The organism is Streptomyces sp. WG5 (assembly GCF_049974565.1).
Taxonomy (GTDB): Bacteria; Actinomycetota; Actinomycetes; order Streptomycetales; family Streptomycetaceae; genus Streptomyces.
Map to the genome: position 1 here is coordinate 182,451 of NZ_JBNGGC010000006.1, position 23,863 is coordinate 206,313.

A 23,863-nucleotide genomic window follows, 5' to 3' on the forward strand; every position below is an offset into this window, starting at 1 on the left:
CACCCCCATGACGCAGCCGCACGCCGCCCACACCACCCCCACCCCCCATGACGCGGACGGCACCCCCACCCCCCACGACGCGGACGGCACCCCCCTCACCCAGGACGCGGACGGCACCCCCGCCGGGCAGGAGCCCCAGGGCATCACCCCCGCCCACATCCCGCCCGCCGAACTGCGCGCCGCCCTCACCGCCGGACTCGGCGGAGCCGCCCGCGCCTGGCTGGACCAGGCCCTGGACGAGGCCGCCGCCCACCCCGACGCCCACGGCCCCCTCTCCGTGTGGGAGCTACGCCTCGCCGAGGCCGGCCGCCGCTGCGGCCCCGCCCACGCCGACGCCGCCCGCGTCCTCCTCCTGCACGCGGCCCGCCCCGGCATCGACGCCCTGACCCGGGTCTACTTCCAGGGCACCGCCGACGAGCGCCGTGCCGTCCTGCACGCGCTGCCCCACCTGGTGCCCGGCCCCGATGCCCTCCCGCTCGTCGAGGACGCCCTGCGCACCAACGACACCCGTCTGGTCGCCGCCGCCCTCGGCCCGTACGCCGCCGGGCACCTGGACCGGCACCAGTGGCGGCACGCCGTACTGAAGTGCCTGTTCACCGGCGTCCCCGTCGACCGGGTGGCGGACCTCGACCGGCGGGCCCGCGCCGACGGGGAGCTCGCCCGCATGCTCGCCGACTACGCCGCCGAACGCACCGCCGCCGGCCGCCCGGTCCCCGAGGACCTGCACCGCGTCCTGGCCCTGACCGAGGCCGAGCGTCCTCCGCGCGGCACGGTCGGCCCCCACGGCAAGGAGTCCTGATGCGCATCTTCGACCCCCACATCCACATGACCTCCCGGACCACCGACGACTACGAGGCGATGCACGCCGCCGGTGTCCGCGCGGTCGTCGAGCCCTCCTTCTGGCTCGGCCAGCCCCGTACCTCTCCCGCCTCCTTCCGCGACTACTTCGACGCCCTGCTCGGCTGGGAGCCCTTCCGCGCCGCCCAGTACGGCATCGCTCACCACTGCACGATCGCGCTCAACCCCAAGGAGGCGAACGACCCCCGGTGCCTCCCCGTCCTCGACGAACTGCCCCGCTATCTCGTCAAGGACCGGGTCGTGGCGGTCGGTGAGATCGGCTACGACTCGATGACGCCCGCCGAGGACACCGCCCTGTCCGCCCAGCTCCAGCTCGCCGCCGACCACGGCCTGCCGGCGATGGTGCACACCCCGCACCGGGACAAGCTCGCCGGCCTGCGCCGCACCCTGGACGTGGTCCGCGAATCCGCGCTGCCCACGGAGCGGGTGCTGGTCGACCATCTCAACGAGACCACCGTCAAGGAGGCCAAGGACAGCGGCGCCTGGCTCGGCTTCTCCGTCTATCCGGACACCAAGATGGACGAGGCCCGCATGGTCGCCCTGCTGCGCGAGTACGGCCCGGAACGGGTCCTGGTGAACTCCGCCGCCGACTGGGGCAAGAGCGACCCGCTCAAGACCCGCAAGGTCGGCGACCTGATGCTCACCGAGGGCTTCACCGAGGACGACGTGGACCGGGTGCTGTGGCGCAACCCCGTCGCCTTCTACGGACTCAGCGGGCGCCTGAGCCTCGAGGTGACCTCGGCCGACGCCACGCACGAGGGCAACTCCATCCTGCGCGGCGGGGAGTGAGCCATGCGCTTCCGGCACCCCGACGGCTCCACCGTCCACCTCGCCTACTGCACCAACGTCCACCCCGCCGAGACCCTCGACGGCGTCCTCGCCCAGCTCCGCGACCACTGCGAGCCGGTCCGGCGCCGGCTCGGCCGCGACCGCCTGGGCATCGGGCTGTGGCTCGCCCGGGACGCCGCCCACGCCCTGGGCACCGATCCCTCCGCGCTGCGCGGACTGCGCACCGAACTCGACCGGCGCGGCCTGGAGGTCGTCACCCTCAACGGCTTCCCGTACGAGGGATTCGGCGCCGAAGAGGTCAAGTACCGCGTCTACAAGCCGGACTGGGCCGACCCCGAGCGCCTCGACCACACCACGTCCCTGGCCCGGCTCCTGGCCGGCCTCCTGCCCGACGACGTCGTCGAGGGCACCATCTCCACCCTGCCGCTCGCCTGGCGCACCGCCTACGACGAGACACGCGCCGACAAGGCCCGGACCGCCCTGGTCACCCTCGGCGAACGCCTCGACGCGCTTCAGGACCTGACCGGCCGCTCCATTCGCATCGGCCTGGAACCCGAACCCGGCTGCGTCGTGGAGACCACCCACGACGCCATCGCCCCGCTGACCGCGATCGCCCACGACCGCATCGGCATCTGCGTCGACACCTGCCACCTCGCCACCTCCTTCGAAGACCCGCACACCGCCCTGGACGCAGTCGCCGCGGCCGGTGTGCCCATCGTCAAGTCCCAGCTGTCGGCCGCCCTGCACGCCGAACATCCCCACCTTCCCGAGGTCCGCGGGGCCCTCGCCGCCTTCGCCGAACCCCGCTTCCTGCACCAGACCCGGACCTCCACCACCGTCGTCACGTCGCGCACCGCCGACGCCCGTGAAACCGCCGGCACCACCCGCACCGCCGTCCTGCACGGCACCGACGACCTCGACGAGGCCCTTGCGGACGGCGGCTCCCTGCCCGACACCGCGCCATGGCGTGCCCATTTCCACGTCCCGCTGCACGCGGCCCCCGCCGCGCCCCTCACCTCCACGCTTCCCGTCCTCAAGGCCGCGCTGACCCGGTTGGTCGGCGGTCCGCACCCCCTCACCCGCCATCTGGAGGTCGAGACCTACACGTGGCAGGCCCTCCCGCCCGAGTTGCGACCCCGCGCCCGAGCCCAGCTCACCGACGGCATCGCCGCGGAGCTGACCCTCGCCCGCGATCTGCTGACGGACCTCGGACTGAAGGAACTGCCATGACCCGACCGACCCCCTCCGACGCACCGGCTCCCTCCCGCGGTCCGGCTCCCTCCGGCGGCCCGACCCCCCTCCTCGTCCTGGACGTCGTGGGCCTCACCCCCCGTCTCCTCGATCACATGCCCCACCTCAAGAAGCTCGGCCAGTCCGGCTCCCGCGCCCCTCTGGGCACCGTCCTGCCCGCCGTCACCTGTGCCGCGCAGTCCACCTTCCTCACCGGCGCCCACCCGTCCGAACACGGCATCGTCGGCAACGGCTGGTACTTCCGCGAGCTCGGCGACGTCCTGCTGTGGCGCCAGCACAACGGACTCGTCGCCGGCGACAAGCTCTGGGACGCCGCCCGCCGCGCCCACCCCGGCTACACCGTCGCCAACATCTGCTGGTGGTACGCCATGGGCGCCGACACCGACATCACCGTCACCCCCCGTCCCGTCTACTACGCCGACGGCCGCAAGGAACCCGACTGCTACACCCGGCCCCCGGCCCTGCACGACGAACTCACCGGAAAACTCGGCACCTTTCCGCTCTTCCACTTCTGGGGGCCGGGTGCGGACCTGGTCTCCAGCCAGTGGATCATCGACGCCACCCGGCACATCATGGCCACGCGCCACCCGGACCTGACGCTCTGCTACCTCCCTCACCTCGACTACGACCTGCAGCGCTTCGGCCCCGACGACCCCCGCTCCCTGAAGGCCGCCGCAGACCTGGACGCGGCGCTGGCCCCGCTCCTGGACGACGCCCGCGCCGAGGGCCGCACCGTCGTCGCGCTGTCCGAGTACGGCATCACCCCCGTGAACCGGCCTGTCGACATCAACCGCGCCCTGCGCCGCGCCGGACTGCTGGAGGTGCACACCCAGGACGGCATGGAATACCTCGACCCGATGGCTTCCCGCGCCTTCGCGGTCGCGGACCATCAGATCGCCCATGTCTACGTCCGCCGCCCCGAGGACATCGACACCACCCGTGCCGCCCTCGACGGACTGCCCGGCATCGAGCGACTCCTCGACGACGAGGGCAAGAAGGCCCAGCACCTCGACCATCCCCGCGCCGGCGAACTCGTCGCCGTCGCGGAACCCGACGCCTGGTTCACGTACTACTACTGGCTCGACGACGACCGCGCGCCCGACTTCGCGCAGCTCGTCGAGATCCACCGCAAACCCGGCTACGACCCGGTCGAGCTGTTCATGGACCCCCTCGATCCCTACGTCAAGGTCAGGGCGGCCACCGCCCTGGCCCGCAAGAAACTGGGCATGCGCTACCGCATGGCGGTCGTGCCCCTGGACCCCTCACCTATTCGGGGCAGCCACGGCCGCCTCCCCGCGAGCGACGACGACGGTCCGCTCCTCATCTGCTCCACCCCCCGTGCTGTCGGAGACCGCGTCGCGGCCACCGATGTGAAACAACTCCTGCTCCGGCTCGCCGGACTCGGCTGACGCACCACCAGACACAGCCCGTCGAGATCCAGCTACCGAGAGTGAAGCACACGGCACTGACAACGGCCTGTCCCAGCCGCATCGGCGCAGGCCACGACCCAGAAGGCAGGCACCGTGACTCCGTTCTCCGACCCGTCCCGCACCGACGCCACCACGGACCCGGCCGCCGTCGGCGGCCCGGGCGAAGGCCTGCGCCGCACCCTCGGCGTGGACCGGCGCCGCTTCCTCAGCACGTGCACCGCCGTGGCGGCCGGAGCCGTCGCGGCCCCCGTCTTCGGCGCCGCCCCCGCCCTCGCCCACGACCGGGGCAGAGACCACGACCACGACGACGACCGCGACCACAGGGGCCACGGCCGGCACGTCCTCGTCCCGGCGCACAAGCGCGGCATCATCCTCTACACCGTCCGTGACGCCACCGGCCGCGACCCCCTCACCACCGACCTGCCCTCCGGTTTCCGCGAGGTGTTCAAGCAGCTGGCCCGTCACGGCTACCGCCAGGTCGAGTTCGCGGGCTACCGCCAGCACGCCAACGCCCCCGGCGGCGCCGACCTCGGCACCGTCGAGGGTGCCAGGCTGCTGCGCCGCTGGCTCGACGAATACGGTCTGCGCGCCCAGGGCAACCACGGCTTCATCCCGTCCTCCTGGCCGCTGACCACGGCGGACAAGGACACCTTCAAGAAGCAGCTGGAGATCGCCAACATCCTCGGCCTGGACCACATGGGCACCGGTGGCGACCCCACCGGCAGCTCGTACCGCGCCGACTGGGACGTGGCCGCCGACAAGTGGAACGCCCTCGGTGCGATAGCCCGCCGTGAGGGCATCAAGCTCTACACCCACAACCACGACAGCGCCTACGGATTCCTGCTCGACGGCGGCCCGCTGGACGACCAGGGCCGGCCGACCCGCAGCTCGGGCATCCGGAAGCTGGAGTACTTCCTGAAGGTCACCGACCCGAAGGACGTCTGGCTGGAGATGGACATCTTCTGGGCCCACGTCGCCCAGTACAAGTTCCACACGTACACCGCCCACGACGGCTCCACCCGGAAGAACGTCTTCGACCCGGCCGGCCTGGTCGCCCGCAACAACAAGCGCTACCCGCTGTTCCACGCCAAGGACGGCGTCGTCAGCACGACCAACGGCATGGGGTACGACATGGTGCCCTTCGGGACCGGTGTCATCGACTACGCGACGTTCTTCTCGCGGGTCGGACAGCGCAACTACCGCAACCCGATGATCGAGGACGACAACTCCCCGAGCGCCACCGACCCCGCGCAGTCGCTGCGGGAGGCCAAGATCAGCTACGACAACCTGGCGGCCCTGCGCAAGCGTCGCCGCTGACCCGGCACACGGACCGGGCGGCTTCTCCCGTGAGCTGAGGGAAGGGCCGCCCGGTCCGTGCGAGGAAGCCGCGTCAGGTCAGCCCCTCGCTCAAGGGCCGGGGGCCGGGCGTGCTGCTCTTGTTCTCCGACGCCCAGTCGGGCTGTGGGTGACCGTTCGGCTACTCCCGGTGCGGCCCTGGGGGTGGCGGGTCCGCCGGTCCCCGACCGCCGCCCAGAGGGAGGGCCAGGGAGGGGGCGGGGTCGGGGTGGGGGAAGGAAACGCAGGTGAAAGGCACTGCGAAAGCTTGGTATGGTTGTCCATGTCGCCGCGGGGAACAGCCCGCACAGGCGGTAAACACCTAGTCCGGGTGGCGGAATGGCAGACGCGCTAGCTTGAGGTGCTAGTGCCCTTTATCGGGCGTGGGGGTTCAAGTCCCCCCTCGGACACAAGAGACAAGAGCATCGCTCAATCGATGGCCCCGACCGTAGCGGTCGGGGCCATCGGTCGTTTTCGTGTCACCGAGGGTGATTGGTGATGTGTGACGCCTCGGGGAGGGGGTGTGGCCGGCGAGCGAGTGGTGTGACTCGCTCCTGGGCACAGCCCCTCCGAGCGGACTGGTGGGTACACACCCCTGCACCGGCTCCTCGGCCTGCAGGGTGTCGCCGCGCAGGGCCTTGTCCGTGGCCCGCCCGATGGCAGCGGTCGCTCCCGCGTCCACGGCCCCTCCGACAAGGCCTCCCAGGACCGGGAATCCCCTTGGCGAGCGTGATCGCAGCGCGCTGGGTTCCTTAGGTCGAGAAGAGGAAGAATGCGAAGGTCGCCAGGGCGTGCTGCGCTCATCCCGATCGCGAGCAGCATCACGACGGTCCGCACGGGCGGATCGCGGATGTCCCATTCCCGGAGATGCGCGATGGCATCGGCCCTCCTCATGTTGACGGCGAAGGACGCGGCCACCTTCGCGGGGATCGTCACGCCTGCGGTGATCAGCCTCCAAGCCCGGTGACAAACCCCTGGGTCCCGGCCGCAGCCACGGACGCCTTGGTGAGGCGGGCGACGACCGCGTCGATGGCGTCGTCCTTCATGTCTGCATGGCGTCACGTCCGTGGGGTCCGTACGGGGTCCGTGGCCCCTGGGTTTTCCGGTCCGCGCACGGGGCTGGTTGACTTCTTCCGTGCGGGCCGACGGCTCCGGGCCTTCGGCCGGGCGGTCCAGGCGCCGACACACCGCTGGGGACTCACTGAGGGAAGTGCACGTGGAGCAGTTCGCTGCCGGCAAGGTACTGCGAGGCAGGTACCGGCTGGACCGGATTCTGGGCAGAGGGGCGATGGGGCACGTCTGGCAGGGGACGGACGTGTATCTGGAGCGTCCCGTCGCGGTCAAGACCGTCGCCGCGGATCTGCTCGCCCTGCCGGACTGGCGCCGCACCGCCCTGGCGCGTTTCGAGAGGGAGGCCAAGACCGCCGCCCGTCTGGACCACGCCAACCTCACCACCGTGTACGACGCGGCCGTGACCGAGGACGTCTGCTGCCTGGTGATGCAGCTCGTCGACGGAACGACCCTCGACAACGTCGTCGACGGCGCCGACGACGGGCGCCTGCCGGTGCCCGCCGCGGTCTCCGTGGCCGCGCAACTGTGCTCGGGCCTCTCCGCCGCGCACGCCGCCGGCCTCGTCCACCGCGACCTCAAGCCCCAGAACGTCATGGTCCGCACCAGCGGCCTGGTGAAGATCCTCGACTTCGGTCTCGTGAAGGTCCTCTCGGACACCGACCCACAGCTCACCATGACCGGCGAAACGCTCGGCAACGTCGCCTACGCCTCGCCCGAACTACTGGCCGGCGAGAGGTCGTTGGACGGTCGCAGCGACCTGTACGCGGTGGGGTGCCTGCTGCACCACATGCTCACCGGCCACCCTCCCTTCCGTGGCCGCGGCCCCGCCGAGACGGTGACCCAGCACCTCACCGCGCCCCCGCCCCGCCTCGACGACGGCGGCGTCGGCGCCCCGGCCGCCCTGCAGGACCTGGTGCACGCCCTGCTCGCCAAGCGTGCCGAGGACCGTCCCGGCGGTGCGGCGGACGTGTACGCGGCCCTCGCCCCGTACCTGCCGCCTCCCGAACCGGCGCTCGCGACCCGCAGGATGCCGCCGGAGGACCCCCGGCGGCCGTTCCTCGTGCCGCAAGCGCCCGTCATGCCGCGTTAGCCGAGGCCGGCCGCGGCACGATCCCGGAGCGGGTCACGCCGCGACCGGCGGCCGGACCTCCATCAGTTCCTGGAGGAACGGGCTCGGTTCCCCGTGCCAGAAGACGTCCAGGCTGTCCCGGGCGCGCGTGGCCGCCACGAAGAGCAGGGACCGGGCCCGCAGCATCTCCGTCCGGTGGCGCGCCGGGTCCGTGGCGCGCCGCCGCTGGACGTCCGCGCGCGGCACGAGCCCGTCGGTCACCCCGGCGATGATCATGCGCTGGTACTCCAGCCCCTTGAACCGGAACATCGTGCCGATGTGGACGCCGCTGTCGCCGAGGGGCCCGTCCGGGCCGATCTCCAGCGCCATGACGCCGTGCTCCCGCAGCGTGTACGCGACCTCGCGCGCCATGTCGTTGGTCGGCACGGCGATGCCGATCTGCTCGTACGGCACCTCCCCCCAGGACTCGATCAGCGCGGCGATCGCCTCACGCTCCTCCGCCCAGTCGGCCAGCCGGTGCAGGTCCGGGACGGCGCCGCTGAGCACGGACCGGTACCCGGCCAGCGTCTCGGCGCTGCCGTCGAGGTCGTCGTACTTCTCCTCGCCGAGCACGTTCAGCGCCGAGCGCAGGATCTGCCGGGTGGTGCGGTAGCTCAGCGACAGCTTCGACGACCGGCCGCGGATGTTGACGCCGAGGCTGCCGAGGGTCACCTGGTTCTTGTAGATGCGCTGGTGGGTGTCGCCGACCAGGAAGAGGTCGTTGCGGTCCGGGGCGGTCATCGCGCGCAGCATCTTCCAGTGCGCGGGCCGCAGGTCCTGGGCCTCGTCGACCACGATGTGCCGGTACCGGTAGCGCAGCCAGCCCCCCGAACCGTCGGCCACGTGGACGTTGTCGAGGCCACCCGCCTCCTCCCGCCGGCGTTCGATGTCCTGGATGCGCCGGGCGCGTCCCGCCTCCAGCTGCGCCGCCCGCTCCGCGATCTGGTCCCACGTCTGGACGCCGAGCCGGTCCAGGCGCTGGGCGAACCGCTCGGCGAGCTGCCAGATCTCGGCGCGGTCGGCACGGCTGACCGTGCGTCCGCGTCCGGCGCGGCGGGCACGGAAGTAGTCCGTGCGGGAGGTGACCGCCTGACCGAGGATCACCTGGGTCCACTCGTCGTGCAGGAACTCCGCGTCCCAGCCGTCCTCACCGAGTTCGTCGAGGAGCGAGCGCCATTCGCGGACCGCCTGCGCCTCGTCGACGATCCGCTTGCGGTTGCCCGGCTCCGCCTCCCGGACGGTGCGCAGCGCCAGCTGGTCGACATGGCTGATCTCCACGCGCGACAGCAGCGTCTCGCCGCCCAGGGCGAGCAGCCGCGACCGCAGGTCCGCCGCGAGGTTCTTGTTGTACGTGGTCAGCAGGACCGGCTTGGTCCGGCCGGCCGGGAGCCGCTCCACCAGGTGCTTGACCCGGTGCAGCGCCACGATCGTCTTGCCGGTGCCGGGCCCGCCGCCCACCCGCGCCGGACCGCTGTAGTCCCGCGTGACCAGCTTGGCCTGGGTGGGGTGCAGGAACACCTTCCAGCGCCCGAAGTCCTCGCCCTCCAGCGCCTCGCGCAGCGCGTCGTCGGTCGTCGTGACGATGGTGGCGGGACGTTCGACGGCGGCCCGGAAGTCCTCGGGGTCGACGGGGTCGGGCGCCGCGACGGGCGCGGTGACCTGCTCCAGGACGTCGTCGTACGCCTTGCCGTCGTACAGCGCCAGCAGCACCTCGCCGGTGAGCTGCGGCGCGTACTCGACGAGGCCGAGGAGCTGGTCCTCGGTGGTCAGCGCGGCGGCGACCGGCACCAGGGACGGGGCCACGCCCAGGTCGGTGAGCTGCTGCTCCGACCACTTGGTGAACAGCGGCTCCGGAGCGGCCGGTTCGGCGGGACGGGCGGGCTCGGCGGGCTCGGCGGGCGGGGCGGCCTGGGGGGCCGCGGGGCTGAGCACCTCCTCCTGCACGACCTGCAGGTCCACGTACTCGATGCCGCCGGTGACGCGGTTGACCGAGTAGGTGAGCCGGTCCAGGTGCGCGTACACGTCCTTGCGGTGCTTGACCGAGACGATCAGCCAGTCGTCGTCGGCCAGCCGCAGCAGCAGCGCGCGGTACTCGTCGTTGACGCGCGCCGAGTGCAGCTTGTCGTGCCCCTGCAACTGCTTGAGCCGCAGGCCCGCGGAGTCGGGGTTGGTCTTGAACTTGTGCTGGAAGTCGTAGATCGCGCCCTTGACCGGGCGGGGGAGCTTGAGGATCTCCCGGTCCGCCTTGTCGAGCAGGCGCAGTGTGACGTTCTTGCCGGTCACGGCTTGTCGTTCCCCCCGTTGTCCGTGGTGGTGTCGTCTGACGGGTGGTGGCCGAGGCGGCCCGCGAGGGCGTCGGCCGTCCAGTCGGCGGCGGTCCGCACCTCCCAGCCGGCCGCGGCGAAGTCGCGGTCCCGGTCGGCGGCCTCCGCGTCGAAGTCCTCGCCCTCCGGTGGGTTCGGGGCTCGGACGACTCCGACGCGTGCGTCCGGCCAGGCCAGTTCGGCCTGCCAGCCGGTGTGCGCGTCGAGTTCGTAGCCGTCCCGGGGCACCGGAACGCCCCGCGCGGCGAGGGTCTCGGCGAGCGCGAGCAGGCCGGGCTCGTCCGGGTCGAGGTATTCGATGACCTTGTCCCAGGCCGTGTCCCGGACGGGAGGGGCGGACACCTCGGCCACAGCCGGGGGAGCCTGCGGCGTGGTCTCGGCCGGCGCGAGCATGAGGCGGACGCTCTCCAGGACGCCGCTGCCGCCCGTGACCGCCAGCGTCTCCACCGGGAACCCGTCGAGACGGCCGGTCGTCAGCTGGACGGCGTCGCCGCCCCCGGTGTCCAGGAACTGCAGCAGGTTGGACCAGTACAGCCAGGCCCGCCAGCGCCGCTTGTGCGCTTCCTCCCGGGCGTGGACGCCGGGCGCGTCGTCGAGGAGGACGATGCCCGTCCACGCGGGGGGCTTGGCCCGGCCGTCGGCGGCGAAGACCAGTGGCAGCTCCGAGCGGTCGGTCACCGTGAAGAGCTGCACCGGGCCACGCGGGCCCGCCGGTGTCCCGCCGCGGAGCGCCGCCGTGAGCTGTCCGCCCAGCACCTCGGGGGTGAGGGCGACCGGGCGGGTCCGGGTGCCCATGAAGCCCGCCAGGGCGGCCTCCGCCCGCCACTGCCAGCGCTGCGCGTCCGGCCTGCGCAGGTACTCGACGAGCTGCACGGCCGGGTTGACCCACACCGTCTCCGCGAGTTCCCCGGGCAGCCCGCCCCGCACGGTGGAGTAGTAGCCGCGTGCCTTGTCGCGGGCCGCGTCGCCGTACGGCTCCCACACCGGGTCGGCCGGTCCCGCGCCCGAGGAGCCGGTGTCCCGGACGCGGCGCCGCCAGTCGCTCACGTCGCCGTAGGTGAGCTGGAAGACCCTGAGGCCTTCCGCGCGCAGCCGGGTGCGCTTGTCGGCGTCGTCGCCCACCCGGTTGTGCTCCCGGCCGGCGTGGAACTCGTAGCCGTCCAGGTAGAGCGCCACGCGCGGGCCGGGCGCGTCGACCCGTTCGAAGAGGACGTCGGGGCGGGTGCCGTCGAGGACCCGTTGCTGCGACACCCGCCAGCTCAGCGTGGTGCCGTCGGCGGCGGTCAGCCGCAGGTCCAGGGCGTGGGTGCCGGCCGGGGTGATGTAGGCGTCGCCGCTGGCGCGGCTCTCGGGCAGTGCGGCCCACTCCCGCAGCGTGTCGATGAACAGCACCTCGAGGTCGCTCTCGGCCTGCTGGTGCATCGGGATGTGCTGGGTGGTGGCGACGGGGGAGGTGGACCAGCGCTCGCCGTCCGCGCCGAGCAGTTCGTCCAGCATCTGCCGGACCTCGTTGCGGCTGACCCTGTCGTAGTCGGCGGGCGGGACGCGGCGCAGCAGGCAGCGGTGGCAGCCGTCGAGGCCCTTCTCCAGGCAGCCGCAGTTCTCGATCACCTCGCGGGCCTTCAGCAGGACCTCGCGGAAGCCGTCGGAGGTCGCCAGGCGGTGCAGGTAGCCGGTGCCGCCGGGCAGCCGGTCGTACACCACGAGGAACCGGCGCGGCCAGTCGCGGTCCTCGCCGTCCGGCATGGACGCGGCGGTGATGTCGATGTGGTCGGGGTCGCCGCCGTAGCGGGCCGCTATGCCCGCGAACAACGCGGCGGTGAACGAGGCGAGCCGCTCCTTGGCCCGCGCCACGGACGCCGGCAGCAGGATGCGCACGGCCTCCGTGGTCAGCTCGTGCGCCAGCAGCAGCGGTACGTCCTCTCCGGCGCCCTGCGCCTCCCCGCTGCCACGCACCCGCCGGCGCGGGCACCACAGCTGGTGGTGGGCGCTGGCCCGGGTGGAGTGGGCGAGGGAGGCGGTGAGCGCGTGCTGGGACTGATCGACGACCGGCCGCCCGTCGGCCGTGGCGCCGCCGCAACTCGTGCACACGTAGAACGGGTTGAGGCGTACGTCGTCCCCGGCCAGCGGAACCGTGCTGCTGCCGTCCTGCCGGTCGATGCCCAGGTTCAGGGTGCGCACGACGGCCCTGCGGGTGAAGTCGGCGCCGAAGACCGCGCTGTCGTGCCGCCACGATCCGGCCGCCAGGTGCGCCGGGTCGACGTCGACGGTGGTGAGCACCGCGTACCGCCTGCGGTCCCGCTCGTCGCGGTCGTCCCGCACCCGGGCGTCGTCCCGCTTGTCCCGGGACGTCACGCGCCGGGGCTCCAGCACGTGGTGCACGCACCCCGCGTCGGCGATCTCCCGGGAGCCGCACCGCGGGCACGGCGAGGTGTCGTTCTTCGGGTCGCCGTGCGTACGCGCGTACCCGCACGCCGGGCACAGCCGCCACACCGCCCAGGCGCGCCGCTCCGGGCTGCCGATGTCGAGGGCGCGCACGACGTGCCGGTAGCCGTTGACGTAGAAGCTGTTGCCGGGCGCGAGTTCGGTCAGGGCGAGTTTGCGGGACCGCTCGTAGTCGCGCGTCTCGCTGCGGTACACCCATTCCCGGCGCTCGTCGTCGCCCTCCGGCGCCTGAGCGCCCTCGTCGCTCCCCGCGCCCTCCTTCCAGTAGAGCGTGGCCTCCAGGGACGTCGTGGTGTCGGTGAGGCTGTAGTTGGGCAGCAGGCCGAGCTCGACGAGGGAGCCGTGGGCACCGGTCTGGCTCAGCTGGCGCAGCAGTTCGCCGGTGGCACGCCGTTCCGCGAGCAACTCGCGCCGCTCGGCGCCCTGTTCGCGGTCCTCGGCGAGCAGCCCGTCCACCGCGGTGTCGATGGCGGCGATGCGGCGGCGCAGTTCCTCGCGGCGCGCCGTCCACTCCTCCTCGGCCTCGGCCAGCGTGCGCGCGATGCCGCCGGTGGCGTACGCGCGCAGCTCGTCCGCGGCGTGCGCGGACACCCCCCGGTCGTCGTCCGGGCCACCGTCCGGCGCCTGCGGGAACAGCGCCAGGAACTCCTCCACCAGCCGTGCCCCGTGGGTGAGCGCCGCGTCCGACAGGTCCTGGCACCAGCCGGACGTGCCGAACAGCGCCGACGACAGGCGCGGCACCGGCATCAGCGGCTCGCCGTCCGCCGTGGTGAGTTCGCCGCGCGCCGCCCGGTCCAGCAGGTGCGCCGTGTACTGGCGGCGCAGGATCTCCACGGCCGACAGGTAGCAGCCCGGCGGCACGATGTCACCGGCGATCATCTCGGTCGGGTCGTCCAGGTAGTACCGGTCGCGGGCCCGCCGCCCGCCGAAGGCGACCACCAGGGCGTTGCCGGTCCGGCGCCCGGCGCGCCCGGCCCGCTGCACGTAGTTGGCGGGGCCGCCCGGCAGCGAGCCGAGCAGCACGGCCGACAGGTCGCCGATGTCGATGCCCAGTTCCAGGGTGGGCGTGCAGGACAGCACGTTGGGGTCGGTGTAGTGGGTGCCCTGCCGGAACGTCCGCTCCACACCCTCCCGTTCGGGCCGGGTCAGCATGCCGGTGTGCTCGGCCGTGACGACCCGGTAGGTGCCGCCGGTCAGGTACAGGCGCCGGTAGTAGTCCTCCCGGTAGTCACGCTCCAGTTTCCCGCCGAAGCCGCCGCTGCCCGCCCCCGTCGACGACATGCCGTTCTGGGGAGGGGTGAGGACGCCGGTGCAGCGCCAGCGCGGGCAGGGGTGCCCGTACCAGCGGGTGCGCCGCTCGGGCGGCACCACCTGCTGCCAGCCGCACTCCTCACAGGCCACGAACGCCTTGTTGACCAGGTCGTCCGCCAGCAACCGCACCTGGATGTGGCCCGGCTGGAGCCCGTACACGCGGGTGGTGCGGTCCTTGGCGGTGCGCGCCGACACCACGCCCTCGTCCGCGAGGACGGGCAGCAGCCGGCGCAGGTACTCGGTCGCCTGCGCCGCGTCCAGGCCGAGGCAGCGCCGCGTCCAGTCCTGGTACCAGTTGCCCCGCCCGGTGATCGTGTCGAACTTCGTCTTCTCCTTGGGCCCGGCGAGCAGGAACCTCGGCGGTGCCACGTACCCCTCGGGGAAGGCCGGCATCCCCTCCGGCCGCTGCCCGGAGATCAGGTACTGGTTGACGCCGGCTTCCCTGATCCAGGTGTCCAGCCACCGGTGCCGGACGCCGCCGCGCAGCCGCATCCGCTCCAACAGCCCCCGCACGTACGCCAGGTACCGGTCGGGTGTGGGCAGGCCGCCGTCCAGGCCCAGTTGGCCCGGCAGGGTGAGGTGCAGGTCGCGGGCGAGCGCGACGACACGGTCCGGCTCGGCGATCACGACTTCCGCGGCCGTGGTCCGGGTCAGCTCCAGGGTGCGCCCGAGGCGGGAGCGCAGCCCGAACTCCATGACGGTCGCGAACGCGAGCCGCTCCCCGATGAGCTTCCAGGTCCGCGCGTCCCCGGTGCCGCGTCCCGACAGCAGCCGGTCCACGCCCGGTTCGTCGTGCAGGTCCGGCGGGACGACCGCGGCCAGCGTCTGCGGGTCGTCCACGGAGTCCAGCACGTCGCCTATCAGGTCGTTCAGCGGCAGCGGCGTACCGGAGTCGTCCAGCCGGTGCGCCAGCAGCGAGCGCAGCGAGAACTTGTACGAGGCGTTGGCGACGTATCCGGCGCGGTGCGCCGCGTCCTGCGTGGAGTCGTTGAACAGCAGCGTCTTGCGTTCCTCCGGCGCCAGCGCGATCTCGTGGCCGCCGGTGAACAGCTGGGTGACCGTCGCGGAGGCCAGCGCGGCGAGCGCGGTGCCGAGGAACCGGATGCCGTTCTCGGTGTTGCAGGCCGGGCAGGTGTCGTCCTTGGCGGCCCGGTCGGCGGTCTTCTTGTCCAGGACGGCCCGCGCGAACCAGGCGTCCTGCAGCCCTTCCGCGTCCTCGGCGACGGGCATCCGGTAGGTGCCCTGCGCCCCGTCCAGCACCACCACCGACTGCGGGTCCACGTCGCCCGCCGCCTTCGGCGCGCTGCCGGTGAGCGCCGCGAGGGCGTCCCGCGCCTCGGCCGGCGTCGCCGAGACGAAGTACCGCAGCCGCCGCTTGTCCCGCCCGACGGCGGCCTGCCAGATCTTCGGCGGGCTGCTCTCCAGCTTCTGCGGATCGGCCTCCGGGGACAGCGCCGCCCACCCCGAACGGCCGCACACGCGGCAGTAGACCGCGGGCAGGTGGGCCTGGGCGGGCCGCCGCACGGTGTCCGAACCGGGCAGTGCCTCGGGCCGCCGGGAGTCCGCCGTAGGCCACTCGTCGCCGTCGGACGACTCCTCGGACGCGGACGCCGCGGTCAGCGCGGAGCGCCGGGCGAGCGTCCGCTCGTCCTCGTACCAGCGGAACTCCGGCCGGGCACCCACCCCGCTCAGTACCCGCCCCACCGGTCGCACCCACAGATGCGCCTCGATGTGCAGCAGCGGACGCGGCCGGCGTTCGTCGGACTCCGGGTCCCGCGCGGACGACAGCAGCGCCACGAACCGCGACAGCGCCTCCAGCGCGAGGCGGGGGTTCTCCCGCGCGGTGCGCGCCCACGCGTACCCGAAGCGGGCCATGCGGTCCCGCAGCCCCCACTCGTCGAGCGGATCGCCGTTCAGCAGCGCGAGCACCCCGTGGGTGAAGTCGTGCTTCTTCAGCAGCCGCCCGAGCCGGAACGCGTCCAGGCCGCGCCGCCCCAGCAGCCGCTCGGCGAGCCCGTCCAGGTCGAGCCGGTCCGGGTCGGACTGCACGCCCGGCCCGCCGGAGACCTCGATGACCTCCTTGGGGTCGGGAGGCTCGGGCAGCTCGTAGTCGATGTCGCCGGTGAAGTCGTCGGCGCTCAGCCGCTCCTCACCGATCACGGCATCCGGACCGAACGGCACACCGAACACCTGCTCGGCGACGGCGAGGATGCCACTGCCGTCGCCCCCGCCCTCGCCGAGGGTCGCCGAGGTCGCCACCGGGCAGACCGACCCGAGCGGCCGCTCCGGCTTCGAGACGCCCACGGCCGACGCCAGCCGCCGCAGCAGCATCGCCACGTCCGTGCCCTGCGCGCCGTCGTAGGTGTGGAACTCGTCCAGCACGACGTACGCCGGGTCCGCGCCCTCCCACAGCGGCCGGTCCTCGGCCCGCTGCAGCAGCAGGTCCAGCATCTTGTAATTGGTGATCAGCACGTCCGGCGGCGCCTGGCGCATCTCCTCGCGCCGCGTCATCACCCGCCGGAAGTCCGTGTCCGGCTTGTCGCCGATGTAGAGACCGGCCGTCACCTGCGCCAGCTCCGGCTGCGCCAGGTACTCGCCGATACGGCCGGCCTGGTCGGTGGCGAGCGCGTTCATCGGATACAGCAGCACGGCCTTCACCCCGCGCCGCCCCAGCGCCTTCTGCCGCCGGCAGTGGTCGAGTACGGGGATCAGGAACGACTCCGTCTTGCCCGACCCGGTACCGGTCGTCACGAGCGTCGGCTCGGCCGCCCCCCGGTACGTGCTCAGCCGCTCCCAGGCCTTCGCCTGGTGCCGCCACGGCGTGAACGACGGCCGCCACTCCAGCGCGTCCTGCCACCCCTCCCCGGCCGGGTGGAACGGCGTCCTGATCCGCAGGTACGGCCCCCGGAAGATCCCCGTCTCCGGATCCCCCAGGAACCGCTCCAGCGCGCGCCGCGTGTCCTCGTCGGCCAGCGCGTACGTCGTCGTGAGGTACTGCGTCAGACTGCCGCGGAGCTGCGCGGCGGCCAGGGTGGGCTTCACGAGGACCTTTCGGGCAGGACGGTTACCGTGACCGCCGGTGCGCACCACCGCGACAGCCGGGCGTCGGCACCGTGTCGATCAGCCCCCAACATATCGGCCACCCCGGACAACGACACCCACCTGGTCGCATCCCGGACCGGCCCGATCGCACGGCGGACGCCGGATCATCGGGGTGAAGGGCGTCGGCACACGCCTGACGTACGATCCTGGCCTTGATCCGCCCTCCACCGTCCTCACCGTCCTGCGGGCGCTCCGACCGATTCCGCTCAGGCCGGGTCACTGACGGCGCGTCCATGGTTCGGCGTCGGTCCGGTGGCTGTTCCCGTCGGCACGGGACCGGTTGTCGCGGGCTCGGCGGCAGGTCGGTGGGGCGTTTTGGCCGGTGCCTGCCGAAGGACGCCGGAGCGGCTCTTCGAGGCGGTGCCCACCACCGCCCACACGGTCTTGCCGGGGCCGTCGTGGCGGTCGGTGACGCCCCAGGCGTCGGCGAGGGCGGCGACGAGGAGGAGACCGCGGCCGGACTCGGCCTCGGCGTCGGGGTGCGGGGGCACGGTGGCGGCGGGCCGGCGTTCCGCGCGGGTGTCGGAGACCTCCACGCGCAGCCGCCCGCCGTCCGCCTCGGCGGCCAGCCGTACGTGGAAGTCCCGGCCGGGGACGCGTCCGTGCTGGACGGCGTTGGCGCACAGCTCGGCCGTGATCAGGGTCAGCGTCTCGTTGACATCGCTGGTGTAGGGGTGGCCCCAGGAGTCCAGGCAGTGGGCGACGAAGAGCCGGGCCAGGCGGGCTCCTCGGGGGGTGGAGGTGAAGGCCATGGCGAACGCGGTGGGGGGAGTGGACGTGGGCGAGGGTAGTCGGTGCCGCTGGGGCGAGGGACTGTGCATGCCGTCAGCGTGGTGGCTGTGCGGAGTGTGTCACCAGGGGCGACGCCGGTACGGGGGTGCGCTGTACATGAGGTGGGGGCCAGGCGGCGCAGGGCGGCCCATGGGCCGGCGTCCGGGGCCCGGCCCTGCTCGCGTGGCCGCACCGGGGCGCCTTTTGCGGAGGCACCTCACCGATCCAGCGTGGCAGCATGCGGCAATGGCCTTCCGACACCCTGACGGCGACTACGCGATCACCGCGATGTACTCCGTGCCCGATGACGCCTGGTACCTGGAACTGGATCGCGTGGCCGGGCAACGGAATCTCGTGACCGCGATCGTCCCCGACGAGGATCCGGCACGGGAGCCGACGGTGTGCTTCCACCCGCACGCAGGGCACGAGGACGTCCCGTACGAGGCCATGCGCTGGTTCATGCACCAGGTCGAGGAGGAGATCCGCGTCTCCCGTGCCTGGATGCGGCTGAGACCGGAGCTCGTCGAGGTCATCCACCAACTCCGTCAGGAGCACATGGGCGTCCTCCGCGATGAGGACTTTCCCCAGGTGCTGGCGGACGTGCGCACCACGGTCCCCGAGGAAGACCTCCCCGTCGTTCTGGAGGCCGCGTTCGGGCGGAATCCTGACGGCACCACCACGGACCACCCGCGAACGCCCCAGCCTGTAGAGGGTCAAGGAGACAGGGGGTAGCCGAAGACGAACTCAACGTCCTTGTCCACGCGGATCCGCAGTACGGTCACCGACGCGCTGACGTCTTCGATACCTCCTGTACGCGTGGCCTCCCGCAGAGGCCGCGAGTCCGCGGACAGTGGATGGTGTTACTTTCCGTGACATGACCGATCACGCGCTACGGCTGCTGCGGCAGGACCGCCGCCTGGCCGAACTGGCCGCTGTCCCCTTCGACTTCGACCTCGACCGCGCCGCCCACGGCCACGTCGAGGAGGTCCGCCTCGCCTCGGGCGGGCCGCTGGAGACGGTGGCCGGGGACGACACCGGCGGCACGTACTTCGTGTGCGCGGACGGCTCGGTGCTCTACGCCGACTCGGAGGGCGCCGCGGGGATCATCGGCTCCAGTGTCGACGAGGCCCTGGAGCTCGTGATCGGCCTGCCCGGCTGGCGCGGCTACACGCGTCTGTCGCCGGACGACGGCGAGGAGAAGATCCTGGCGTGCGTCGCGGAGACCGAGGACGAGATCCGTGAGAACTACGGAATCGACGAGGAGCGGTCCGAACTCCGTGCGGCACTGGGCTTCCCCGAACGCTCACCGGTCGAACTGGTGGGCAGACTGCGTGCCGCCCTGCTGCGCACCGAGCCCGACTTCGTCCTGCTCAACGCGGATGAGGGGTGCGCCTACGACCGGTTGGGCCCGGACGGTCCCCCGCTGTGGGAGACAGTGCTCGCGGCGGGCCGCGCCGATCTCGCCCGCCTGCGGGAGGGCGACCCCACGGCATGGCGTGCAGTCGCCGAGGACCCGGTCCGGCGCCGGATCACCCTGCGGGCCGCGCAGTTCGACCGCGCCCAGGGCGATCTGGAGCTGCTGCGGCACCTGCTGCGGCACGAGACACGGTCCTCGATGACGGATGAACTGCGGCTCGCGGCCGTGCTGGTCGGGCTCCACGGAGACACCGGGGATCTGCCGCTGCTGCTCGACGTACGGGAGACGGACTTCGACACGGCGTGCGGCCTGGGCGGCATGCCGGAACCGGGGGCGAGCGCGGACGAGTTGCGCCAGTGGGCGCGGGAACTCGACGAGTCGATGTTCGGAACCGACCCGTCGGACGAGCCGGTCTCCACCTGGACCGACCTGGCGCGGGACCAGGGGATGACGGACCTCGCGCGGGTGACGCTGATCCGCGAACTCGACAGCATCTTCATGGACCAGAGCAGACTCCGCCGCCCCGAGGCGCCCCGCGCCCTGGCCACGGCTCCGCTGAGCGGGCTCGCCCGGGACTTCGAGGAACTCGGCGACCTTCCCCAGGCGCTGCGCGCCCAACGCCTGTACGCCGCCCTTCAGGAGACGGCATGGGACCGGGCCTCGGCCCGGCACACCCTCGCCCGCCTGGAGCGGGAGGCGGGCCGGCTGCCGCAGGCGGCTGACAGCCTGGCCGCCGTGCGCGACGCCCTGGCCACCCCGGGCGACGACTCACTGCGCCACTGGCAGCGGGTCAACCTCGGCCGCTACATCGCCGAGGAGCACTACCGGCTCACCCTCACCCTGGCCGACGCGGGCCGACCCGAGGAGGCCCGTGCCCTCCTCACCGCCGCCGACGCCGTACTCGGCGAACTCTCGGGCAACGCCGCCAAGGGCGTCCGCGAGCTCGCCGAGCGGACCGCCGCACGCGTGCGGGAGGCCGACTGAGGACGGGCACGGCGGGCGGCCGGCCCACCAGGAAGCAGGGGCTGCCGAAGCAGTCGGTCTCCTCGCCCGCTGCCACGCGCGGCGCCCGGGGAAGCGCACGGCCGTCGCCGCTCGCTTCTCAGGGCTCTCCACGCCACAGCGTCGCGCGAGTGCCTTGAGGCGTTCGAGTTCCTGTCGCGCCGCTGTCGGGTGGGCGAGGGCCATGCCGGCGCGGGCCGGGATTCGGAGTCACAGGTCCTCGTCGAGGTCGTCGTCACCGTAGTCGGACTCGCCGCTCCCTCCGCTGCCGGAATCCGAGCCGGCACTGTCCGAGGAGCCGCGCCCCCCGTCGGACGAGGACGCATACGACGACGCGTACGAGGAGTCGTAGCCGCTGGACCCGCTTGAGGAGGAGCTGTCCTCACGGGCGGTGCTGGACGAGCCGTGGCCGCCGGTGCTCGTGCCGTGGCCGCGTGATCCGCCGATGATATAGCCGTGCGGTGCATCTGGGAGGGGGCGTTCCTCTGCCCCGTCGAGGGGGAGGGGAGAGGCGGGGGGCCCTGCCGCGTCCGTCGCGGTGCCCGGAGGGAGGTCCGCGAGCGCGGTGTCGTCCGGCAGGGACGGCTCACGCAGGCCGTGTGAGGCCGCGTAGCCGTCCGGGAACCGGTCTTCGAAGGCATCAGGGCCGGAACCGTAGGGGGCGTCCGGGGAGACGTCGTCCAGGACGAGCGCGCCCGCCGGCGGCAGGACGGCGAGCGGGCTGAGCGGCTTCACCGGGACGTGCCGCAGGGAGGCGCGGCGGAGGAAGACACGACGGATGCCCCGGTGTGCCTCGCGTGCCCGTTGCTCCAGTGCCCTCGCCTCGTGCCGCGTCGCGTCCGGGGAGACCTCGGCGAAGTGCCGGGCCGCGGTCTCCAGCCAGTCACGTGTCTCGCGGACGTCACCCGACGCCGCCCAGGCGAGGCCCAGGTTGTACGCGGCCTGCCCCCGGCCGAACCGGTCCTCCTCCGGAAAGGCGTGGAAGGCCCGCTGGTAGGAGTTCCGGGCGGACGGCTGATCGCCGGTCCGCAGTTGAACGTTGCCCAGGTGCAGGAGCGACCGGCCCTCGTCGCGTCCGTCCCCGCTCCCTCTGCTGCGGTCGACGGCCTGCTCGTGATGGGCGAGGGCCCGCCGGTCGTCTCCGCGACGGGCCTCGATGACGCCGAGGTGATTGAGGACCGCGGCGATCCCGCCCGCGGACTCCAGGGCGGTCAGGGCGGGGCGCCGCCCGCACGCCCCGAGCACGCTCTCCAGGGCGGCGACGACCTCGTCCCCGGGCGGCGAGGGATCGTCGAGCTCGCTCAGCGCCCGGTACATGAGGGGGAGCGCCGCGTCCGGGTGGCCGTTGGATGAGGTTCCGACGTCCATCGATGCCCGGTAGCGGGCCAACGCATCGTGCAGCAGACCCTGTTGGTGGTACGCCCGGCCGGTCTCCAGCAGCAGGTGGCTCTGTTCTTCCCGGAGGTCGAGGTGTCGCGCCGAGCGGGCCGCCGCTTCGTGGGTGAGCACCCAGTCGTCCCAGTGTTTGCGCAGGTCGAAGAAGGGCGTCAGGCTGAGGGTCAGGGACACGGCGTGTGCCCGAGTGTGCCGGTGCTCCTGGGCGCGGACCACCGCGGCCACCAGGTTAGGCCGCTCCGCGTCCAGCCAGGCGACCGCGGACCCGGTGCCGCGCATGCCCGTCCGGGCGCGGGCCGCGGAGTGCGGCGCCCGTTCCTCCCACGGATTCCCGTGGGCCGGGGTCCGGAGGCGGTGGGCGGCACCGGGCAGCCACTCGGTGGCATGTCCGGCCGTCACCACGTAATGGTCCATGAGCCGGACGAACGCGGCCTCCCGCTCCTCGCCGGCGACCTCCTGACAGCGCTCCCGGGCGTACAGCAGTACCAGGGACTCGAAGCGGTACCCGTCGTAGCCGGTGTTCCGTTCGACGAAGCGCAGCTCGTACAGTTCCCTCAGCCGCCTGGCGGCCACGAGCGGTGAGACCCCCGCGAGGGCGGCGGCGGCGTGGACGCCGATGTCGGGCCCGGGGTGGAGGGCCAGGAGCGGCAGCAGTCCCTGGGCGTGGGACGAGAGCATCTGGTACGACACGTCGAGCGTGGAGCGTACGCTCCGGTCCCCGGTATCCAGTTCGGCGAGTCTGCTCGCGGAGTCGGTGAGTCTGTCGCGCAGCTTGCGGACGGACATGCCCGGCCAGGTGACGAGCTGGTGGGCCGCCCGCATGAGGGCGAACGGCAGGCCGTCGCAGAGCTCGGCCACCGCCCGCGCGCTGTCGGGGTCCTCGGCGACCCGCCGGTCCCTGCGGAGTGCGTGCCCGACGACGGCGTCCAGGAGGGCCACGGCGTCGGAGGGCGCGAGCGGGTCGAGCCCGTGGAACGCCGCGTGCTCGTCCAGCAGCGACGCCAACTGCCGGCGGCTGGTGACCAGGAGCCGGCCGGTCCCGGCGGGCGGCACGAAGGGGGTGACCTGTTCGGCCGCGGTCGCGCCGTCCACGACGATCAGGACCGGCTTGCCATGCGCCTCGGCATGGGCGAGCAGGTACCGGCCGAACAGCTCCCGCTGCTCGTCGGGCGTCCCCGGCCGGGGCAGGGGCAGGTCCAGCGCCACGGCCAGCATGCGCAGCGCCCGGCCCATCGCGTCACCGGCCGACCCCGCGTCGCCGGGCCGGTTGTCCACGTCGACGAACAGCTCGCCGCTGAACCAGCGCCGCCCGGCGCGTCTCGCCTCCTGCGCCACCGCCCGGGCCAGGAGGGTCTTGCCCACACCCGCCGGGCCGTGGACGACGATCGGGCCCGGGGTGCCATGGCGCGGGTTCAGCCGGGCCAGTACCTGCCGGACCTCGTCCTTCCGGTCGACCCACCGGCCGATGTCGGGCATCCGTCCCACCACCTGGATGCCGCCCTCACGGGGCAGGTTCCAGGTGTTGACCTGGACGTTCAGGTCCCCGATCTGCTGAGGGCTGTTGCGGTACGTGTTCCCTGCCGGACGCGCGGCGTCACGCTTCACGTGTCGGAGCCGTACTGGATCTGCATGTGGTTGTGGTTGCCGTACTGCTGGGGGGACTTGTCATACGTGTTGCCGTGGACGTGCAGCGCCGGATACCGGTCCGCCACCCCCGGAACCAAGGAGACCAGCCGCCTCAGCTCCGCCTCCGCCCGCTGCCGTACCTGGTCGTCCGCTTCATCGAGCAGGGAGGTGAAACGCGCTTCCCACAGACTCGCCTGACGGCTGCTTCCCTCCGCGTCGTCCGACGCGCGGAGCAGTGCCGTCCGCTCCAGGTCGGGCTCCACCTCGACCTCACCGTCAGGACGGCCCCGGAACATCCGGACCACGCCGCCCCGGACACCCTCCCACGCCTCCGTCCCGGCGGCCTGTACGACGGCGGTCCCTCCGGCAGCGGCCAGCGCTATGAGCGACTCGGTCAGCATCCCCGCACCCTTTCCCCCTGAGCATGAACGGCATCCCCGCTTCTCCCCGCCTCCGTCCGCGGGTAAACGATGTCCGCCGACGCGGAGGGTGGCAATGCGCTGGATGCGTGCGGGAGTTGCGGCCGCGTGCGAGTGCAGCGGTCTCCGGGCTCTTCACGTGGGCGACAGTCGCGGTGGACCTGCCCGCGCCGGTCGTGGGTGCCGCGGTTCGGGGCCGCGGGCCTGGT

13 protein-coding genes and 1 tRNA gene are annotated in these 23,863 nt (G+C 72.9%); 9 read left to right on the forward strand and 5 right to left on the reverse strand.

Annotated elements, in window-relative coordinates:
- The first annotated feature begins 7 nt into the window (after positions 1-7).
- The 7 genes from ACP4IX_RS08540 to ACP4IX_RS08570 all read left to right on the forward strand — a co-directional run bounded on the left by ACP4IX_RS08540 (position 8) and on the right by ACP4IX_RS08570 (position 7,824).
- Positions 8-799, forward strand: coding sequence for an EboA domain-containing protein (locus ACP4IX_RS08540; protein ID WP_426555146.1), 792 nt, complete (start codon positions 8-10; stop codon positions 797-799).
- Entirely contained in the window at positions 799-1,647 is an 849-nt protein-coding gene (locus ACP4IX_RS08545; RefSeq protein WP_426517591.1) for a TatD family hydrolase, read from the forward strand. Before ACP4IX_RS08540 ends, ACP4IX_RS08545 begins: the two co-directional genes overlap by 1 nt.
- A 3-nt stretch (positions 1,648-1,650) precedes the next feature.
- Complete coding sequence (gene eboE / locus ACP4IX_RS08550; RefSeq protein ID WP_426517589.1) at positions 1,651-2,877, forward strand: metabolite traffic protein EboE; 1,227 nt, start codon at positions 1,651-1,653, stop codon at positions 2,875-2,877.
- Positions 2,874-4,307, forward strand: coding sequence for a nucleotide pyrophosphatase/phosphodiesterase family protein (locus ACP4IX_RS08555; protein WP_426517587.1), 1,434 nt, complete (start codon positions 2,874-2,876; stop codon positions 4,305-4,307). The genes eboE and ACP4IX_RS08555 overlap by 4 nt, the downstream gene beginning before the upstream one ends.
- A 114-nt stretch (positions 4,308-4,421) precedes the next feature.
- A complete protein-coding gene (locus ACP4IX_RS08560) occupies positions 4,422-5,645 on the forward strand; it encodes a sugar phosphate isomerase/epimerase family protein (protein WP_426555147.1) in 1,224 nt (407 codons plus the stop codon).
- Positions 5,646-5,988: 343 nt separating this feature from the next.
- Positions 5,989-6,073, forward strand: a tRNA-Leu gene (locus ACP4IX_RS08565).
- A gap of 806 nt (positions 6,074-6,879) precedes the next feature.
- A complete protein-coding gene (locus tag ACP4IX_RS08570) occupies positions 6,880-7,824 on the forward strand; it encodes a serine/threonine-protein kinase (protein ID WP_426555148.1) in 945 nt (314 codons plus the stop codon).
- Between the two features lie 33 nt (positions 7,825-7,857).
- Here ACP4IX_RS08570 and ACP4IX_RS08575 read toward each other — a convergent pair whose 3' ends face one another.
- The 3 genes from ACP4IX_RS08575 to ACP4IX_RS08585 all read right to left on the reverse strand — a co-directional run bounded on the left by ACP4IX_RS08575 (position 7,858) and on the right by ACP4IX_RS08585 (position 17,776).
- Positions 7,858-10,125, reverse strand: a complete 2,268-nt coding sequence (locus ACP4IX_RS08575) for a UvrD-helicase domain-containing protein (protein WP_426555149.1) — start codon at positions 10,123-10,125, stop codon at positions 7,858-7,860.
- Positions 10,122-16,964, reverse strand: a complete 6,843-nt coding sequence (locus tag ACP4IX_RS08580) for a DEAD/DEAH box helicase (RefSeq protein ID WP_426517579.1) — start codon at positions 16,962-16,964, stop codon at positions 10,122-10,124. The genes ACP4IX_RS08575 and ACP4IX_RS08580 overlap by 4 nt, the downstream gene beginning before the upstream one ends.
- A 266-nt stretch (positions 16,965-17,230) precedes the next feature.
- A complete protein-coding gene (locus ACP4IX_RS08585; RefSeq protein ID WP_426517577.1) occupies positions 17,231-17,776 on the reverse strand; it encodes an ATP-binding protein in 546 nt (181 codons plus the stop codon).
- Positions 17,777-18,041: 265 nt separating this feature from the next.
- Here ACP4IX_RS08585 and ACP4IX_RS08590 point away from each other — a divergent pair, with 265 nt between their 5' ends.
- Positions 18,042-18,527, forward strand: a complete 486-nt coding sequence (locus ACP4IX_RS08590; RefSeq protein ID WP_426517575.1) for a hypothetical protein — start codon at positions 18,042-18,044, stop codon at positions 18,525-18,527.
- Positions 18,528-18,669: 142 nt separating this feature from the next.
- A complete protein-coding gene (locus ACP4IX_RS08595; protein WP_426555150.1) occupies positions 18,670-20,196 on the forward strand; it encodes a hypothetical protein in 1,527 nt (508 codons plus the stop codon).
- Positions 20,197-20,424: 228 nt separating this feature from the next.
- On the opposite strand, the gene ACP4IX_RS08600 is transcribed toward ACP4IX_RS08595, so the two are convergent.
- Positions 20,425-23,214 (reverse strand): tetratricopeptide repeat protein, encoded by a 2,790-nt coding sequence (locus ACP4IX_RS08600; RefSeq protein ID WP_426555151.1) that lies wholly within the window; start codon positions 23,212-23,214, stop codon positions 20,425-20,427.
- The gene (locus tag ACP4IX_RS08605; protein WP_426517569.1) at positions 23,211-23,636 is read right to left on the reverse strand and encodes a hypothetical protein; all 426 of its coding nucleotides are present in this window, start codon (positions 23,634-23,636) and stop codon (positions 23,211-23,213) included. The genes ACP4IX_RS08600 and ACP4IX_RS08605 overlap by 4 nt, the downstream gene beginning before the upstream one ends.
- Between the last annotated feature and the right edge of the window lie 227 nt (positions 23,637-23,863).

Coding starts and splice junctions, on each gene's coding strand:
- ACP4IX_RS08540 (WP_426555146.1), top strand. CDS start 8: ATGACGCAGCCGCACGCCGCCCACACCACCCCCACCCCCCATGACGCG.
- ACP4IX_RS08545 (WP_426517591.1), top strand. CDS start 799: ATGCGCATCTTCGACCCCCACATCCACATGACCTCCCGGACCACCGAC.
- eboE (WP_426517589.1), top strand. CDS start 1,651: ATGCGCTTCCGGCACCCCGACGGCTCCACCGTCCACCTCGCCTACTGC.
- ACP4IX_RS08555 (WP_426517587.1), top strand. CDS start 2,874: ATGACCCGACCGACCCCCTCCGACGCACCGGCTCCCTCCCGCGGTCCG.
- ACP4IX_RS08585 (WP_426517577.1), bottom strand. CDS start 17,776: ATGGCCTTCACCTCCACCCCCCGAGGAGCCCGCCTGGCCCGGCTCTTC.
- ACP4IX_RS08590 (WP_426517575.1), top strand. CDS start 18,042: ATGGCCTTCCGACACCCTGACGGCGACTACGCGATCACCGCGATGTAC.
- ACP4IX_RS08595 (WP_426555150.1), top strand. CDS start 18,670: ATGACCGATCACGCGCTACGGCTGCTGCGGCAGGACCGCCGCCTGGCC.
- ACP4IX_RS08605 (WP_426517569.1), bottom strand. CDS start 23,636: ATGCTGACCGAGTCGCTCATAGCGCTGGCCGCTGCCGGAGGGACCGCC.